Annotated in this window: 14 protein-coding genes; 5 read left to right on the top strand and 9 right to left on the bottom strand. The window is 66.3% G+C overall.

The window, feature by feature from the left end:
* Window positions 1-786, bottom strand: a complete 786-nt coding sequence (locus LDH66_RS18265; RefSeq protein ID WP_226482510.1) for an SDR family NAD(P)-dependent oxidoreductase — start codon at window positions 784-786, stop codon at window positions 1-3.
* A 161-nt stretch (window positions 787-947) separates the two neighbouring features.
* On the opposite strand from LDH66_RS18265, the gene LDH66_RS18260 reads away from it, so the two are divergent.
* From LDH66_RS18260 to LDH66_RS18245, 4 genes are all read left to right on the top strand, one after another.
* On the top strand, window positions 948-2,096 hold the full coding sequence (locus LDH66_RS18260) for a thiolase family protein (protein ID WP_226482509.1): 1,149 nt from the start codon (window positions 948-950) through the stop codon (window positions 2,094-2,096).
* A gap of 151 nt (window positions 2,097-2,247) precedes the next feature.
* Entirely contained in the window at window positions 2,248-3,498 is a 1,251-nt protein-coding gene (locus LDH66_RS18255; RefSeq protein WP_226482631.1) for an acyl-CoA dehydrogenase family protein, read from the top strand.
* Between the two features lie 268 nt (window positions 3,499-3,766).
* Window positions 3,767-4,045: a hypothetical protein gene (locus LDH66_RS18250; protein WP_226482508.1), complete on the top strand. Its 279-nt coding sequence runs from the start codon at window positions 3,767-3,769 to the stop codon at window positions 4,043-4,045.
* Window positions 4,046-4,139: 94 nt separating this feature from the next.
* Window positions 4,140-4,715 carry an RDD family protein gene (locus tag LDH66_RS18245; protein WP_226482507.1) on the top strand — a complete coding sequence of 192 codons (576 nt, stop codon included), beginning with the start codon at window positions 4,140-4,142 and terminating at the stop codon, window positions 4,713-4,715.
* Window positions 4,716-4,731: 16 nt separating this feature from the next.
* Here the strand turns inward: LDH66_RS18245 and LDH66_RS18240 are convergent, their stop codons facing one another.
* From LDH66_RS18240 to LDH66_RS18205, 8 genes are all read right to left on the bottom strand, one after another.
* Window positions 4,732-5,817: an ABC transporter ATP-binding protein gene (locus tag LDH66_RS18240; RefSeq protein ID WP_226482506.1), complete on the bottom strand. Its 1,086-nt coding sequence runs from the start codon at window positions 5,815-5,817 to the stop codon at window positions 4,732-4,734.
* A 46-nt stretch (window positions 5,818-5,863) separates the two neighbouring features.
* Window positions 5,864-6,736, bottom strand: coding sequence for a carbohydrate ABC transporter permease (locus LDH66_RS18235; RefSeq protein ID WP_226482505.1), 873 nt, complete (start codon window positions 6,734-6,736; stop codon window positions 5,864-5,866).
* Window positions 6,733-7,686, bottom strand: coding sequence for a carbohydrate ABC transporter permease (locus tag LDH66_RS18230; RefSeq protein ID WP_226482504.1), 954 nt, complete (start codon window positions 7,684-7,686; stop codon window positions 6,733-6,735). The genes LDH66_RS18235 and LDH66_RS18230 overlap by 4 nt, the downstream gene beginning before the upstream one ends.
* A 105-nt stretch (window positions 7,687-7,791) precedes the next feature.
* Window positions 7,792-9,204, bottom strand: coding sequence for an ABC transporter substrate-binding protein (locus LDH66_RS18225; RefSeq protein WP_226482503.1), 1,413 nt, complete (start codon window positions 9,202-9,204; stop codon window positions 7,792-7,794).
* 173 nt (window positions 9,205-9,377) lie between these two features.
* Entirely contained in the window at window positions 9,378-10,919 is a 1,542-nt protein-coding gene (locus tag LDH66_RS18220; RefSeq protein ID WP_226482502.1) for a molybdopterin-dependent oxidoreductase, read from the bottom strand.
* A gap of 130 nt (window positions 10,920-11,049) precedes the next feature.
* Entirely contained in the window at window positions 11,050-12,345 is a 1,296-nt protein-coding gene (locus LDH66_RS18215; RefSeq protein WP_226482501.1) for an MFS transporter, read from the bottom strand.
* 42 nt (window positions 12,346-12,387) lie between these two features.
* Entirely contained in the window at window positions 12,388-13,965 is a 1,578-nt protein-coding gene (locus LDH66_RS18210) for a class I adenylate-forming enzyme family protein (RefSeq protein ID WP_226482500.1), read from the bottom strand.
* Between the two features lie 127 nt (window positions 13,966-14,092).
* Complete coding sequence (locus LDH66_RS18205; RefSeq protein WP_226482499.1) at window positions 14,093-14,866, bottom strand: SDR family NAD(P)-dependent oxidoreductase; 774 nt, start codon at window positions 14,864-14,866, stop codon at window positions 14,093-14,095.
* Window positions 14,867-15,380: 514 nt separating this feature from the next.
* Here LDH66_RS18205 and LDH66_RS18200 point away from each other — a divergent pair.
* Window positions 15,381-16,412 (top strand): FAS1-like dehydratase domain-containing protein, encoded by a 1,032-nt coding sequence (locus tag LDH66_RS18200; protein ID WP_226482498.1) that lies wholly within the window; start codon window positions 15,381-15,383, stop codon window positions 16,410-16,412.
* The last annotated feature ends 8 nt before the right edge of the window (window positions 16,413-16,420 follow it).

The following is a 16,420-nucleotide window of genomic DNA, read 5'->3' as shown; positions in this document are numbered from 1 at the left end:
TTAGAAGCTGAACAGATCGATCCCGCCGGTCACCCCGATCACCTGCCCGGTGACGTACGAGGCCTGGTCCGAACAGAGGTAGGTCACCATGTTGGCGACGTCCTCCTCCGTGCCGAGGTGGCGCATCGGTGTCGCCTCGGCGATGCGGGCGTAGTACTCGTCGACGTTCTCCCGGAGTTCGTCGGGATCCATGTCCGCCCAGTCGCCGACGACGATGTTTGGCGCGATGACGTTCGAGGTGACCCCGGACTGGGCCCCCTCGAGCGCCATCGTTCGGCCGACGCCGATCATGGCGGCCTTCGTCGCGGAGTAGGAGAACTGGCCGAAGCCGCCGTACCAGCCGGCCATCGAGGACATGTTGACGATCCGGCCCCAGCCGCGCTCGCACATCCGCGGGAATAGTTCCTTGCTGATGTTGTAGGTGCCGGTCAGGTTGATCTCGACGTCGCGGTCCCAGACGTCGTCGTCGTAGTCGCCGATCCGCGAGCGCGCGTCGACCATCGCCGCGTTGTTGACGAGGATGTCCACGCCGCCGAAGGCGTCGCGGACCTCGGCCATCGAGTCGGCGACGTCCTCGCGGTCGGTGAGGTCGCACTCCAGCGCCATCGCCTCGCCGCTATCGGCCGTCTCGTTGATTTCGTCGGCAGTTTCAGCCGCGCCGTCCGCGTCGACGTCGAGGACGACGACGTTCGCCCCTTCGTTCGCGAGCAGTCGGCAGTCGGCGCTTCCGATCCGTCCGGCCCCGCCGGTGACCACGGCGGTCCGGTCACTGATTCCGAGATCCATCTCCCGATCGACTACTTCGTTATCTGACTTAACGATTGTGGCGAGGTAGCAGACAACATTGCTGACGGCGACTCGAATCGGTCCGGAAAGAGTCCAGAACAGACGAACACGAATTTATGCACAACTTCTATGACGAATCGTGGAATACTCAGGGGTACGTCATGAACTCCGCAGTCATCGTCGACGCCGTCCGGACGCCCTTCGGAAAACGCGACGGCTCGTTCAGAGACACGCATCCCCAAGACCTGGCCGCCGAACCGCTCGAGGCGCTGCGCGAACGCAACGGGTTCGAACCGGAGACGATCGAGGACGTCATCTACGGCTGTGTGACGCCGGTCGACGAGCAGGGACTGAACATCGCCCGGCTCGCGCCGATGGTCGCCGGCTGGGGCGATATCGTTCCCGGGGTCCAGCTCAACCGGATGTGCGGCTCGGGCCAGCAGGCGGCCAACTTCGCCGCCGCGAACGTCATGGCGGGTCAGCACGACGTGCTGATCGCCGGCGGCGTCGAGCACATGACTTGCGTCCCGATGGGGTCGGACGGCGACGAACTGACGGACACGTACTTCGAGCACTTCGACGAGCTGACCACCCAGGGCGAGGGCGCAGAGCGCATCGCCGAGGAGTACGACCTGACTCGGACGGAACTTGACGAGATCGCCGCCGACTCCCAGCGCCGCTGGAAGGAGGCCTGGGACGAGGGTCGTTACGACGACCAGATCACGCCGGTCGAAACCGAGCTCGATGGGGAAGATGTGGTCGTTGAGCAGGACGAACATCCCCGACCGGGGACTGACGTCGAGACGCTCTCCGAACTGCCGCTGTCGTTCCGCGAGGAGGGCAACGGATTCCATCACCCGGGCAACTCGTCGGGGATCGTCGACGGCTCCGCTGCACTCCTCATTACGAGCGAGGAAGCCGCCGAAGAACACGGCTGGGAACCGATGGCCCGCATCCGCCAGACCGAAGTCGTCGGTGTCGATCCCGTGACGATGTTGAAGGGGCCGATCCCGGCGACCGAGAACGTCCTCGAGAAGGCCGACATGTCGATCAGCGACGTCGACCTCTTCGAGGTGAACGAGGCCTTCGCGTCGGTCGTCGCGGCCTGGCTCGAGGAGACGGGCGCGTCCTGGGAGGACGTCAACGTCAACGGCGGCGCGATCGCTCACGGCCACCCGCTGGGCGCGACCGGCGCGATGTTGCTGACCAAGCTGGCCCACGAACTCGAGCGGACCGGTCAGGACACCGCGCTCTCGGCGATGTGTATCGGCTTCGGCCAGGGCGTCGCGACGATCCTCGAGCGAGTCTGACCCGGACGCAGTCGTCGGGGCTCGCGTCGAGCGACCGACCGCGCCGACTCGGGCGTCTCGGGGGCGAAGAGCCGACCGTTTCTCCACCGGTTGCCAATTTATGTGATCGCGTACCTATAGCTTTACAATGCTGTATACGATCATGGGTGATATGGAGTACCACGACTCCGAGAAAGCGAAAGAGGTTGCGGGCCGCGTAGCAGACTTCATGGACGAGGTCGTCATCCCGCGCGAGCGAGAGGCGCTCGCCACGGACGAAGAGATCACGATGGACGAGATCGAGGACATGTGGGAGATGGCCAAGGAACGGGACCTGTTCGCACCGCAGGTCCCCGAGGAGTACGGCGGCCAGGGGCTGGACTTCAGCGACATGCTGCCATCGTTCGAACAGGTCGGCCGCTCGCTGATCGGCGCGATCTCGATCCGGGCCAACGCGCCCCAGGAGGGGAACATGCACACCCTCGAGTTCGCCGGCACCGAAGAGCAGAAAGAAGAGTACCTGCGCCCGCTCGTGCAGGGCGAGATCTCCTCGGCGTTCGCGATGACCGAGCCCAAGGTCGGTGCCGGATCGGACCCCAAGATGCTCCAGAGCACCGCCGTCAAGGACGGCGACGAGTGGGTCATCAACGCCCACAAGTGGTGGACCTCGGACGGGCTGGACGCCGACTTCTATCTGCTGATGGCCCGGACCGATCTGGACGCCCACCCCTACGAGGGGACCTCGATCATCCTCGTGCCGCGGGACGCCGACGGCGTCGAAGTCCAGCGGAACATCCCCCACCTGGGCGGTCACGGGATCACCGAGCGCGAGGGCGGCCACGCCGAAGTGAAGTTCGACAACGTCCGCGTCCCCGTCGAGAACACGATCGGGGAGGAAGGAGAGGGGTTCCGCATCGCCCAGAAGCGACTCGGCGGCGGCCGACTGACCCACTGCATGCGCTACTCCGGGATGGCCGAGCGCTCGCTCGACATCGCCAAGGCCTACCTGCAGGAGCGCGAGGCCTTCGGCTCGAAACTCGAGGAGAAGCAGGCGCTGCGCCACCGCATCGCCGACGCCGAGACGCGCCTGCACGCCACTCGCTGTATGGTTCGCCACGCCGCGCGCGAACTCGACCGCAGCGACGCCCGCATCGAGGTCGCGATGTCGAAGATGTTCGCCGCGAACGTCACGAACGAGACGATCGACCTCGCCCTGCAGTGCTGTGGCGGCAACGGGATCGGTAAGGACCTCCCGATCGCCCACTTCTACGAGAACGTCCGCGCGTTCCGCATCGTCGACGGGGCCGACGAGGTCCACCGCCGCTCGATCGCCCGCTGGGCCTTCGAGGACGTCGACGAGGCCGAGATCGAAAACACCCTGCAGTTCGACGAGGAGCTGCGGATCGACGAACTCGACGAGTAACCCGAGATCGAACTCGAGCGGTCGATTTCGGACTCCGCGTGCTGATCCGGCGCGCGGGTCGTCGGTCGACGGTCGATGCGGCGTCGCTGTCGGAGTTCGACGCCGATAGTCGCCGCGTCGGTGCCCGAGAATCGAGATCGGGCGACGCGTGAGATCGGCCGACCGCGACGCGGCGGTCAGACGTCGACAGCATCCTCTCCCTCCCCTCTCGAGTGCGTGTCATACTCACCCACAGCTATTTACGTCCGGACCGGGATACCCGGTATATATGAGCGGAGATACGAATCGGACCTCGGAAGGCGGCGGTCTGGAAAACATCCGCGAGGCGTCGGACGCGGTGGAGAAGTCCACGGCAGCGGTGACTATGGAGAAGATCTGGGAGCGGCAGCGAACGGTCGGCTCCATCGTCGTGCTGGCGGTCACGAGCGTTCTGCTGTACCGCGTGGACGGCTACCTCTCGCTCGACTCGCAGGTGTTCGCCGGGATCACCGCCCTCCTGTTGCTCTACTTCCTCGTGACGCTCCGGACGGACGTCCAGATGGAGTGAGCGTCGCTGACGCCGACCCGCAGTCGGGGGAGAGGGCAGGTATTTTGTGCGCCCTGATGAATGACTCCGCCATGAACGGCGAGGCGGTGGCACCGTGATCGACTGGAAGCTGGACGGGTTCCTGCCGACCCGACGGCAACCGGCACCGGTACCGGAGACCGCGGGCGACCGCGACGTGGTGCTCGCCCGCGGCGGTGCGGCGGCGATCGACCTGTTCGTCTGTTACGTCCTGATCGAATTCCCGGCGATCTACGTGCTGGGGACGGTGTTCAGCGAACCCTACGAGGCGCTCGGCGGATACGTCGTCCCCCTCTCGCTGCTCGTCCTCCTCCCGATTTACGCCACCTACTCGTTCGTCTTCGAGTGGCGCTACGGCCGGACGCCGGGGAAAGTCAATCGCGACCTGCTGGTCGTCATGGCCGACGGCAGCCCGTGTACCTACCGCGCCAGCGCCGTGCGAAACCTCCTGCTGTACGTCGACCTGCTCGGCGTCCCGCCGCTCGTCCTCGGCCTCGTCGCAGCGCTCGCGACCGACGGCCGTCGACTGGGTGACCGCGCCGGCGGCACGATCGTCGTCCGCTCGACGGCCCCGACCGATCGCGATGCGGCTGTCTCGGCCGACGCGGACACGAGCGCGGCCGCTCGAGCGGATCGGAACGGAAATAACTGATTCTCCGATCAATGACTCACGCGATTCGAACGCCTGAGTCCGCGTCGAACAGCTGGATGTACTCGTCCCGGAAGACGAGCCCGTACTGCTCGCCGCCGCCCTCGAAGTCCGGGTCGGTGACGACGACGATCTCGCCGAACTCCGTGTCGAAGAAGCTGTGCGTCGCGTCCCCCAGGGGCTCGTCCAGCAGGTGCGTCGCCGGGATGCCGACCTCAGGGTCGTCGCTGACCTGAATGTACTGTGGCCGGAGGCCGACGCGGACGTCGTCGCCGGCCCACCCCTCGAGCCCATCGCGGGCGAGGTCGTACTCGTAGCCGCTGACGACCAGCTCGGCGGTCCCGTTGACGGCCCTGACGTTCCCGTCGAAGAACTGGGTCGACGGCTGGCCGATGAACTGGCTGACGAACTGCGAGTTCGGCTCGTCGTACACCTCCTTCGGCGGGGCGACCTGTGCCAGTTCGCCGTCGTTGATGACCGCGACGCGGTCGGACATCGTCATCGCCTCCTCCTGATCGTGGGTCACGTACAGCGTCGGACAGCCGATCTCGTCGGTCACCTTCTCGATGACCGGCCGCAGTTCCGCCTTGAGCTTGGCGTCTAAGTCCGACATCGGCTCGTCGAACAGGAAGATCTCCGGATCGCGCACGAGCGACCGGCCGAGCGCGACGCGCTGTTGTTGGCCGCCGGAGAGGTCCGCGGGCATCTTCTCGAGCTGGTCGGTGATCTGGAGCAGCTCCGCGGCCTCCTGGACGCGGGCGATGCGCTCCTCTCGAGAGAAGCCGGCGATCTTGAGGCCGTAGGCCATGTTCTCCTGAACGCTCATGTGCGGGTACAGCGCGATGTCCTGGAAGAGCAACGCGATGTTGCGCTCCTGGACCGGCTTGTCCGTCACGTCGCGGTCGCCGAACGTGATCGTCCCGCTGGTCGGCTTGTTCAGCCCCGCGACACAGCGTAGCGTCGTGGTCTTGCCACAGCCCGAGGGGCCGACGAGCGTCACGAACTCGCCATCCTCGATGGTCAGGTCGATGTCGTCCACGGCGACGATTCTATTGCCCGATTCCTCGTACACTTTCGTCAGATCTCGGATCTTAATGTCTGGCATATGTTAGTGTATCTCGTGGTAGTAGTTGTAAGTGTGGTGCACGATCTCAGAGGGCCCTGACCTGGAACCCCTTCAGCAGGTAGCTCTGCATGAAGTAGGCGAACAGCAGCGGTGGCAGCGTCATGGCCAGCGAGATCGCCATCAGGTAGGCGTCCGGCAGGAACTGGGCCTGCCCCATCGCCCGGAGGATCCCGGGAGCGAACGTCGTGGTGTCGGTCTGGGGCAGGAGGATCTGTGCGAACGTGAAGTCGTTCCAGGCGAGTGCGAAGGCGAACAGGGCCGCGGCGATGATCGCCGGACGGCACTGCGGCACGACGACGTCGCGGAAGCCCCGCCAGCGCGAGGCCCCGTCGACCCACGCCGCCTCCTCGTGGGCCTCCGGGATCGTCATGATGTACTTCCACATCAGCCACACCGCGAAGGGCATCGAGACCGCCGACAGCGCGATGATGAGCCCGATACGGGTGCCGAGCAGCCCGATGCTCCGCCAGATCTGGTAGAGCGGGATGCCGATGACGATGGGGCTGAAGAGGTAACCGAGCAGGAGGATCCGCGCGAAGTTCTCCTTCTGTGGGAAGTCCAGTCGTGCGAGGCCGTAGCCGGCGACCAACGAGACGATGACGACCGTGACGATGGTGCCGATGGCCACCACGACCGTGTTGAACATATAGGTGTACATCTCCGGGTCCGTCAGGACCGTGAAATTACCGACCGTGAAGATCTCGGGTGTGGGGAAGACGGTGACGGCTCCCTCGACGGTCTCGTACTCGGTGAACGCGAGCTGGGTCATCCAGTAGATCGGCCAGGCGCCGACGAGGACGATGATCGCGGTGCTAACGATCTTCAGTGCTTCGAAGACCCGAGTCTCGCCGTCGTATGAGAGGCCCAGCAGGCCTCCCGGTGGTTCGCTCTGACTCATGTTGTCGTCTCCACCTCCTCGCTGGGATTGAAGAGTTTGAAGTAGATGATCGCCGCTGCAAAGAGGAACAAGAACATGACGACGGAGATCGCGTTGGCGAGACCGTAGGCCTGGTCGGTGTAGACGGTCTTGTAGGCCAGCACGGGGAGCGTCGTCGTGGCGTTACCGGGGCCGCCCTGCGTGAGCTGCCAGATGATGTCGAACTTGTTGAACATGAAGATCGACCGGAGCAAGACGACGACCAGGACGATCCCCATGAGACGCGGCAGCGTGATGTCGCGGAACATCTGCCAGCGGTTCGCGCCGCAGACCTTCGCCGCCTCGTAGAACCGGTCAGGAATCGCGCGCAACTGCGCGAGCGTGAAGATGGTGACGAAGACGGCGAACTTCCAGCTCCCGATGAGGATCAGCAGCCGCATGGCCCAATCGCGCGAGCCCAACGGGGCCGTCTGGCTGTCCCACAGGCCGAACCACTCGGCACCCATCATCTGGAACACGCCGCCGAGCGGGTCGAACACCCGCAGCGCCACCAGCGAGACGATGATCGTCGGAATCAGGTAGGCCGTGAAGACCACCGCGGTGAGCAGCTTCTGGCCGCGAGTGATGCGGTTGAGGACGAGCGCCATCCAGAGCCCGACGGCGAGCTGGAGAAGGGTGCTGCCGACCATATACACGATCCCGCGCCACAGCGACCCCCAGAACGTCGAAATGTTCAGGACCTCGACGTAGTTCGCGAGGCCGACCCACTCCCACTGGGGGTTGAGCGTGTGAATGTTGTGGAGCGATGCCCAGAACGCGAAGGCGATCGGGAACACCGCGATGAGTAGGTACAGTACGACGACTGGAAGAACCGTCCCGATCCCAGCGACGGTCTCCCGCTCTACGGGCAACTCATCCCACGGGATATACGTCCCGCGAGGTCGAATCGATTCTCCGGTTTCACTGGCCATATTTACGTTGCTTCTGCATCCATGTATGTTAATCTCACGGTCGTTCGTGAATGATCCGCTCCGCACCGAACGCGGCCGAAGGAGTGTCGACAGGTCGCGGGTCGACTATCCGAACTGCTCCTGAGCGTCCGCGAAGGCGTCCTCGAGCTGCCCGTATCCCCACTCGTAGGCCTCCTGGACGGACATCGAGTCGGTGACGACGCGATTGACCATCTCGCCGTAGAACCACTGGCGTTGCATGTACAGCGACTCGGGCGAGGAGATGTCGGCCTCGTCGACGCTGCCGTAGTGGTTGGCCCAGATCTCGTTCTGACAGTACTCGAGCTTCTCGAGCAGGTGGGGGTGGGCCTGGAAGAGGTCCTGGTTCTGGAACGCGTCCGACCCGAGTACGTCGGCGTAGGTCGGCAGGAACCGGCCCGGATCCGCCTCGTAGAACTGCACGGTCCGCTCCATGCTGTCGGCGTAGAGCCACTCGAACCACTCCTTGGCGCCGTCCGGGTTCGTGCCGTTCGCGAAGACGTGGTAGCCGTCCGGCGCCGGGGCGGACAGCCAGTTCTCGTCTTTGTCGATCTCGCCCCAGGTCGGGTACGCCCTGACCTGAGTGGCCTCGGCCAGTCCGCGCAGGGCGTCGCTGTCCTGGGCCTCGGCCTGGGCCGCGGCGAGACCGACCGGCCAGGCGTTGAGGTGGTAGCACTGGGCGTACTGGCCCTGAAGCCACTGGCTGAGTGACTCCGCCCAGCCGATGCTTGTCGGGTCAGGCGAGTACTGGGAGAGGTCCTTCATGTACTGCAGGACCGTCGTCACCTCCTCCTCGGGGAAGTGAATCTCGAGCTCTTCGCGGGCGTCCGGGTCGCTCCAGCGGAGACCGATGCCGGGGACACCGGCGCTCGCCAGGAGGACGAGGAACTCGTCTTGACTCTTGCCGGTCGGCATCCCGGCCAGCCCGTACCCACGGGCGTCCACCTCGTCCGCCTCGTCGATGGCCTGGGCGTTGTCGAGGACGTCCTGGAAGGTCTGCGGTTCCTCCAGACCCAGTTGTTCGTAGATGTCCGCCCGGTACTGGAAGTTCGACACGTACAGCCCGTGTGGGATCTGATAGAGGTCGTCGCCCTCGCCGAGGAACGCGTCGGTGTTTATCTCTCCGTTCACCTCTTCGATCGACGAAACGACGTCGTTGACGGTGTCGAGCTGTCCGGTCTCCCAGATGTCGGCCACCTGATCGAACGTGGACGTGTTCGCGTCCGGCGGATTGCCCGACTGGATCAACTGGGCGAGACGACCCTCCTGGGTCCCGGACATCCCGCCCTCCTCGATGTTCATGGGGATGTCGGTTTCGTCCTCGAACTCCGACTCGAGGTCGCCCCAGAGGGCCTCCCAGGAGTCGTTGTAGTAGTCCGTGATGAAGTGAACCTCGTCGTCACCACCGCCGCCGCCACCCAGACAACCCGCTATTGCACCGGTCAGTCCCGCACCGGCACCCGCGAGCACCCGACGTCTGTTGAACTCATTCCTTGTCATGTGTAATCAAGCCACGCCTGCACAGTGCTAACAGATTCGGGCAACCACATAAAACTTCACCATCTTTTCAGATGATTTACGGCCCGATTACTTCCAGTTATCATACGGCGGTCAGTGAGACGGACTGCGTCGAATCGAGCGAACCGCTCTCCGCACGGACGGCGGCGTCGCGCTTACTGCGGCCGGACGGTCTCCGTGACCCATCCGGTAGCGCCGTCGGGTTTCGGGCCGTCCTGCTCGGGAATCTGGAGGTTGCCGTCGCCGTCGCGAGCCCGGACGATCACGTCGTGTCTCCCGCCCGCCCCGTACTCGTGACGCCACTGCCGCCAGACATCGTCTCCCGGCAGGGGCTCGGACAGTTCGGCGGCGACCCAGGTGTCGCCGCCATCGGTCGAGACCTCGACGCCCTCGATACCCCTGGTGCCCGCGTAAGCGTGCCCGGCCACCTCGTAGCGGCCGCCTCCGAGGCGGTTGACCTGCCAGAGTTTGGCGACCGTCTCGACCGGACCGGTGCCGTGCCAGCCGCGGTGCTCCCAGTAGCCCATGGTCTCCTCGTCGCGAACCTCGATCTCGGTCAGCCACTTCACGTTGATCTCGCCCCAGTGACCCGGGACGAGGGCGCGCACCGGCGCACCGTGGGCCCGCGGCAACGGCCGGCCGTTCATTCGGTAGGCCAACAGTCCCGGCCACAGCGCGTCGATCGGGAACTCGTTGTAGTAGTCGTCGGCCCCGCGCAGGACGACGCGGTCGCCCTGGGGGTTCGCCGCCTCGAGCAGCCGCTCGACGGGCACACCGCTCCAGAGGGCGGTGTCCATCTGCCGGCCGTTGAGTTGGTCGCCGACGCAGCGCAGCGTGACGAACCGGTCCTCAATGTCCATGGCCTCGACATCCGCGACGTCGTACGACACCTCCTCCTCGACGGCCCCCGTGATCGAGAGCGTCCACGCCTCGCGGTCGACGGCGGGGTTGACGTTCGCGATGTCGACCTCGTAGAAGTCCGTGCTGACCAGCGGCTCGAGCCCCTCGACGTCGAGAGAGCGGTCTCTCGCCCGCGCAAGTGACTCCCGAACCTCGGGTCGGGCGTCCTCGGGGATCTCGAGGCCCGACGGGACGGTCTCCTCGCCGGTGCCGCGGACGAAGAGTCCGAGCGCGCTCACGCCGATCGCCGAGCCGACGGCACCGAGGACGCGCCGCCGGCCGAGCGAACCGAGGGCGACGTCCTCGGTGCCGACGAGGAGGGTCGTCCCGGCCGTGACGAGGAAGACGAGTCCGGCCCCGGCGGCGGTGCCGGCGCTCGATATCGGCGACCGCGTCAGTCCGAACGCGACTGCGCCCGGCAGGACCGTTCCGGCGGCGACGCCGACGAGCGCGCCGCCTCGGACGCCCGACGCGCCGGAGACGGACCCGCGACCCTGGAGGAGCACCGCGCCGGGCAGGGCCGCCAGCCCCAAGAGCACGGCCGTCAGTGCGATGGCTGTCAGAAAGGCCACCCGGTGGCCGAGCGTCCCCAACTGGGTGATCGCGAACGTCACGAGCGCGTCGGGGCTGGCCGCGATGACGAGCCGGTCGATCGGCGTCGCGACGAAGGCCGGCCGTCGACCGACGGACAGGTACGACCCCCCAACGGCGGCGAGTCCCGCAGCGAGCGCCACGGCGAACGCCGGGAGCCACGGGCGCACGCGAGCGGCCGCCCCCCATATGCGTGACTTTACCATGATGCTGTGTGTCAATGGGGGTCGGGCGAACATGAAAGCTTCGCGCACGTCAGTAGGGTTCGGAGGGGGCGGATCGCGCGGAGGCCGTCGTGGCCGCGTTCGCCGCCGCACGAAATAGCGTCCGAAACGCTCAGTCCGCTTTGACGCCCGTCCTCGAGACGTCGGGATTCCGCAACAGCGGGAGCGAGACGATCGTCAGGCAGCTCAAGACGAGCGCGGCACAGAGCACGTACGTCAATCGGTAGCCGAACCAGAGATCGACGGCGGGGATGGCTACGAGCGGGCCGAGACTGAGCCCGACGTCGCCCATCACCTGATAGACGCCGCCCATCCGGCCGAGTTCGTCGCCGGGAGTCAGATCGCCCATGATCGCCAGCATCGCGGGCGCGGCCGCACCCATCCCACCGCCGACGAGGACGATGGCCCCGAGCAGGGCCTCGATCGTCGGCACGTAAGCGATCACCAGAAAGCCCGCACCCATCGAGAGAAACGCGGGGACCGTCAGCAGCGTGCGGTCGCTGACCATGTCCGATACCCAGCCGGTGACGATCGTCATCGACCCCGAGGTGAGCACGCCCAGTCCCATCACGATCCCGCTGATGCCCGCCGCGCCGAGCGCCGAGAGCTCGAGGCCGTACTCGCTGGCGTAGCGGGCGAGCGTCGAGAGGATGATCCCGCCCCAGAGGAGCCGCACGGTGAAGTTCCCGTAGCCGATCAGGACGACGGTCGGATTCGCGGCGAGCAGCGCGGGGACCTCCCGGAGTTTCGCGGCGCGGCTCTCGTCCGCGCCGCCGTGGACGTCCGGCAGGACCAGCGTCGCGAGGGTGCCGGCGATCAGCGCGAGGACGCCCGCGGCGAGAAAGGCCGTCTGCATGCTGGCGAGATCGGTCAGCACGCCGCCGACGACGAGGCCGGTCGGAAAGCCCAGTGACTGTCCGCCCCGCATGTAGCCGACCCACCGGCCGCGGTTGTCGGACGTCGTCACATACGTGATCGTCGCGAACGCGCCGATAAAGACGAACGCGCTGCCGACGCCCCAGAACAGCCGCGCCAGGATGAAGACGACTCCCGGCAGCGACACCTCGCCGAGCAACGGCACCGTTCCGAGTTCGGTCGGCGGCGTGTGGAGGCCGACGATGTAGCCGAACGGAGCCAGCGCCTGCGTGAACAGCCCGAAGATCATCGGTTTCCGCGCGCCGACCCGGTCGATGATCGTCCCCGCCGGCGTGTTCATGAACAGTCGCGCGATCCGATTGGCCGAGAGGATCACGCTCAGCATGACCGCGCTGATCACGAGTTTCTCGTCGAGCAGCGGGAGCGTCGGAAAGGCGACGCCCGTCGCGACGCCGCCGAAGAAGACGCCGGCGATAACGGCGAGCGCGATCGTTCGTATCTCGGCCGTCGAATAGGAGGACTGTTCAGACATTCGGGCAGTACTCACTGATTCGAGCGCTCGCGTACAAGTGGCTCACGATTCGATTTCGTTCTCGTCGAGGAATTCGTCGCGCAGGACCGTCTTTCGGATCTTTCCGCTGCCCGTCTTGGGGAGGTCGCGCCGGATCTCGACGATCCGCGGGTGTTTGTAGGGAGCGAGTTCGTCGAGGACGTACGCCTCGACGTCCGCGGCGGTCAGTTCTGCGCCCTCTTTCGGAGCGATCGCGGCGGCGACGGTCTCGCCGCGCCGGTCGTCCGGAACGCCGAAGACCGCCGCCTCGTGGATCTCCGGGTGCTCGTAGAGCAAATCTTCGATTTCGCGGGGATAGACGTTGTATCCCGCGGTCAGGATCATCTCCTTCTCGCGGCCCTTGATGTAGTAGTAGTTGTCCGCGTCGCGGGTGCCGATGTCGCCGGTCCGGAAGTAGCCGTCCTCGGTGAAGACTTCCTCGTTGGCCTCGGGATTCTTGTAGTAGCCCTTCATCACCTGCGAGCCGGCGATGAGGATCTCGCCTTCTTCGCCGGGGTCGACCTCCTCGCCGTCCTCGTCGACGACCTTCGAGCGGGTGTGGCCGACCGGCTGGCCGACGCTCCCAGGCCGGTTGCCCAGCGACGACCACCGGATCGTGTGGCTCGTCGCGGTCGTCTCCGTCAGGCCGTACCCCTCCGTGAGCGGGACGTCGAACGCCTCCTCGAACTGCTCCTGGGTCGGTTTCGGGAGCTTGTCCCCGCCCTGCCCTGCCTTGATCAGCGTCGACAGGTCGTACTCGTCGGGATCGTGGGCCTCGAGCAGATCGACGAACATCGCGGCGACGCCGACGAAGGACGGGATGTCGTGTTCGTCGAGTTTCCGGAGGACGAGCTCGGGATCCCACTGGTCCGGCCGGAGCAGGTGCAGCGTCCGGCCGGCACAGAGCGACGCCATCATCCCGATCATCCCCGTGATGTGGTACATCGGCAGGACGATGATCCCGTCACCCTCGATCGGCCCGGCGCTGTAGCTCGAGACGCTCTGTGCGATCTGGACCCGGAAGTTGCGGTGGGTCAGCAGGACGCCCTTCGGTTTCCCGGTCGTCCCAGAGGTGTAGGGCTGGAGGAGCACGTCGTCGTCCTCGCGATCGACAACGGCCGCCTCGGCGTCGGTTCCCAGTTCAGGCAGCGAGGGGTGGTCACTGCCAGCCGTCGCGCTGACGATCTCGGTCTCGAGGTCGGCGACGGCCTCGCGGACGTACTCGTCGGCACTCCCCTCAACCAGCACGGTCTCGGCATCGGCGTGCTCGAGCTGGTATTCGATCTCGCGGCGGCGGTACTCGGGGTTCAGTGGACTCGCGATGATCCCGGCGCGACAGCAGGCCCAGATAACGGTACAGAAGGGGATTCCGTTCGGCATGTAGACGCCGACTCGGTCGCCCGCCTCGAGGCCGAGTTCCCGGAGAGCGGTCGCGAACCGAGCGACGCGGTCGCCCAAGTCGCGATACGTGATGGTCTCGCCGGCGTGTTCGACGGCGACCGCGTCGGGATGTTCTGCGACCGCTCGCTCGAGCAAGCGAGCGACGTTCCCGTCGTAGGGCGGCTCCAAGAGGGTCTCTGCGGAGACGATATCGAGCTCCATGTTGCCCGTGGTTTGTCGTTCCGGCTGAAAAATATACGGGTACTGGTAACAGGGTCCACGTTTCGGGGGAATCGGGATCGCTCCGTGCTCGGGCGCGATCCGGCCGCACGAGACGTGATCCCCGCCGTCACTCCTCGAGGCGCGGGATTCCCTTGATCGTGACCGTTTCGCCCACCATGTAGGAGGCGGCCGGGCTGGCGAGGAACTGCGCGAGGTCGGCGACCTCTTCGGGTTTGCCGATCGTGCGGTCCGGCGTCGTGCGGGCGATCTCCTCGGCGTCGTCCTCGACGCCCATCTGGGTCCGGACGCCCTCGGTCGCGACGAGGCCGGGGGCGATGCAGTTGACCCAGATACCGTCTTCCGCCCAGTCGGCCGCGGCGGAGGTGGTGAAGTTGACGACGCCGGCCTTGGCCGCGCCGTAGTGGCTCATCGATTTCGAGCCCCGGGTTCCCGCGACGCTAGCGAAGTTGACGATCCGCCCGCCGCCGTGCTCGCGCATGTGCTCGACGGCGATCTGCGAGCAGTGGAACGTGCCGTGGAGATTGATGTCGACGATCGTCTTCCAGCCGTTCTCGCTGATCTCCGAGAGCGGAGCCTGAAAGCTCGCCCCCGCGTTGTTGATCAGGATGTCGAGGCCGCCGAACGTCTCGACAGTCTCGTCGACGAGGCGCTCGACGGCCGCCCGATCCGTCACGTCGCACTCGATCGCGATGGCCTCGCCCGGCCGGTCGCTCTCGTTGATCGCGTCGGCGACCGGCTCGACGTTCTCTAGCTCTCGAGAGGTGACGACGACGTTCGCGCCGTCGTCCGCGAACCGCTCGACGATCGTTTTCCCGATCCCGCTCGAGGAGCCGGTGACGATCGCGGTCTGACCCGCGACGCTGAACTGGTCGGTCGTCATCGACGCCCCTCCGCGACGCGACTCCGTTCGATTGACCGTTCTCTCGAGCCGAGTGTGATAGTCACTGGCATGATCGTGTCCGAATTCATCGACCGCCGGTATAAGCTATTCGCCCACCCGGCTGCGGTGGCACGCGCTGGACCGCGGTGAGCCGCGTGAGCGGTGACCGTCGGGAACCCGAACCGACGGCGAACCGCGGGCCGACGATGCGCGAGGGTGAGTGAGTGAACGGAGTGAACGAACGAATCGGCTGGGGAGGGCGTGGCGATCCCCCGTTGCCGAGATAGCAGGACACTCGTCTCCGTTGTGACGAGAGGAAATCGACTGGCGAATCCATATCGAACGAGAGCACCGACGAAGAGCGTCCGAGAGGGGTACTGTTATGGCAATCCTGGCCAAACCGTGGTGGCAATGAAACGCGGACAGCACGGACCCGCGGACCGCACCGCGACGACCGACCGGCAGACGACGACCGACCGACCGACGGCGTTCGCTCGAGCCACGGAGGGCCACGATGCCGACTAGGCCGCTCGCGGACCTCGAGGCGATGGTCGGCGATTCCCGAGTCACGGTCGAGGAGTTCCGCATCGAGCCCGGCAAGGTCGAGGAGTTCGCGCGGGCGATCACGGCCGAGGATCCGGTCTTCCGGAACGAGGCCGCAGCGGTGGACCGAGGCTACGACCGCGTCCCCGCGCCGCTGACCTACACGCAGGTCGGCCGGTTCCCGCGGTACACGCCCGCCGACGTCGACGGGAAGGGGTTCGACCTCGGGTTCCGGCCGGAGTACGTCCTCCACGGTGAGCAGGCCCACGAGTACGAACGCCCCATCTACGTCGGCGACGTCCTCGAGGGGACGACCACCCTTGCGGACGTCTTCCAGCGCGAGGGCGGCCGCGCGGGGACGATGACCTTCGCCGTCCTCGAGACCGAGTACCGGACCCGGGACGGCGACCTCGTCCTGACCGACCGCTCGACTGCAATCGAAACGGAGGGCGCGGTCGACGACGGGGGCGACGGAAGCGGAGCGGACGACGGCGACGCTGCCAGCACCGCGAGCGACGGCGCGACGGAACCCGACGGCGGCACTGCGGAGACCGAGCCGGCGACCCCCTCGCCGACCGTCGACGAGTTCGAGCGGGTCCGCACGACCGACTCCCTCGAGCCCGGCGACGCCGGCCCCACCGTCGTCGCGGAAGACCTCGAGCGAAAGCAGTTCGTCAAGTACGCCGGGGCCAGCGGCGATTTCAACCCGATCCACTACGACGAGCCCTACGCGACGGCGGCGGGCAACGAGAGCGTCTTCGGGCAGGGGATGTTCACCGCCGGGATCACCTCCCGCGTCGTCGCCAACTGGTTCGACCTGCGGGACGTCTCGTCGTTCGGCGTCCGGTTCCAGTCGCGGGTCTTCCCCGGCGACACCGTCGTAGCGAGCGGCGAAGTCGCCGAGGTCGATCGGAACGCGGGCACGGTCGAAACGGAACTCGAGGCGCGGACGACCGACGGCGAGACGCTGCTGACCGGGACGGCGACGGCCGATCTCGAGTAGAAAGAGAC

It is taken from the genome of Natrinema amylolyticum (assembly GCF_020515625.1).
Lineage (GTDB): Archaea > Halobacteriota > Halobacteria > Halobacteriales > Natrialbaceae > Natrinema > Natrinema amylolyticum.
The sequence above is the reverse complement of the archived record's forward strand: the minus strand, read 5'-3'. Positions and strand labels throughout refer to the sequence as shown.

Bases quoted from the DNA above. Each gene is read 5' to 3' on its own strand.
- LDH66_RS18265 (WP_226482510.1), bottom strand. From the start codon at position 786: ATGGATCTCGGAATCAGTGACCGGACCGCCGTGGTCACCGGCGGGGCC.
- LDH66_RS18260 (WP_226482509.1), top strand. From the start codon at position 948: ATGAACTCCGCAGTCATCGTCGACGCCGTCCGGACGCCCTTCGGAAAA.
- LDH66_RS18255 (WP_226482631.1), top strand. From the start codon at position 2,248: ATGGAGTACCACGACTCCGAGAAAGCGAAAGAGGTTGCGGGCCGCGTA.
- LDH66_RS18250 (WP_226482508.1), top strand. From the start codon at position 3,767: ATGAGCGGAGATACGAATCGGACCTCGGAAGGCGGCGGTCTGGAAAAC.
- LDH66_RS18240 (WP_226482506.1), bottom strand. From the start codon at position 5,817: ATGCCAGACATTAAGATCCGAGATCTGACGAAAGTGTACGAGGAATCG.
- LDH66_RS18235 (WP_226482505.1), bottom strand. From the start codon at position 6,736: ATGAGTCAGAGCGAACCACCGGGAGGCCTGCTGGGCCTCTCATACGAC.
- LDH66_RS18230 (WP_226482504.1), bottom strand. From the start codon at position 7,686: ATGGCCAGTGAAACCGGAGAATCGATTCGACCTCGCGGGACGTATATC.
- LDH66_RS18225 (WP_226482503.1), bottom strand. From the start codon at position 9,204: ATGACAAGGAATGAGTTCAACAGACGTCGGGTGCTCGCGGGTGCCGGT.
- LDH66_RS18220 (WP_226482502.1), bottom strand. From the start codon at position 10,919: ATGGTAAAGTCACGCATATGGGGGGCGGCCGCTCGCGTGCGCCCGTGG.
- LDH66_RS18215 (WP_226482501.1), bottom strand. From the start codon at position 12,345: ATGTCTGAACAGTCCTCCTATTCGACGGCCGAGATACGAACGATCGCG.
- LDH66_RS18210 (WP_226482500.1), bottom strand. From the start codon at position 13,965: ATGGAGCTCGATATCGTCTCCGCAGAGACCCTCTTGGAGCCGCCCTAC.
- LDH66_RS18205 (WP_226482499.1), bottom strand. From the start codon at position 14,866: ATGACGACCGACCAGTTCAGCGTCGCGGGTCAGACCGCGATCGTCACC.
- LDH66_RS18200 (WP_226482498.1), top strand. From the start codon at position 15,381: ATGCCGACTAGGCCGCTCGCGGACCTCGAGGCGATGGTCGGCGATTCC.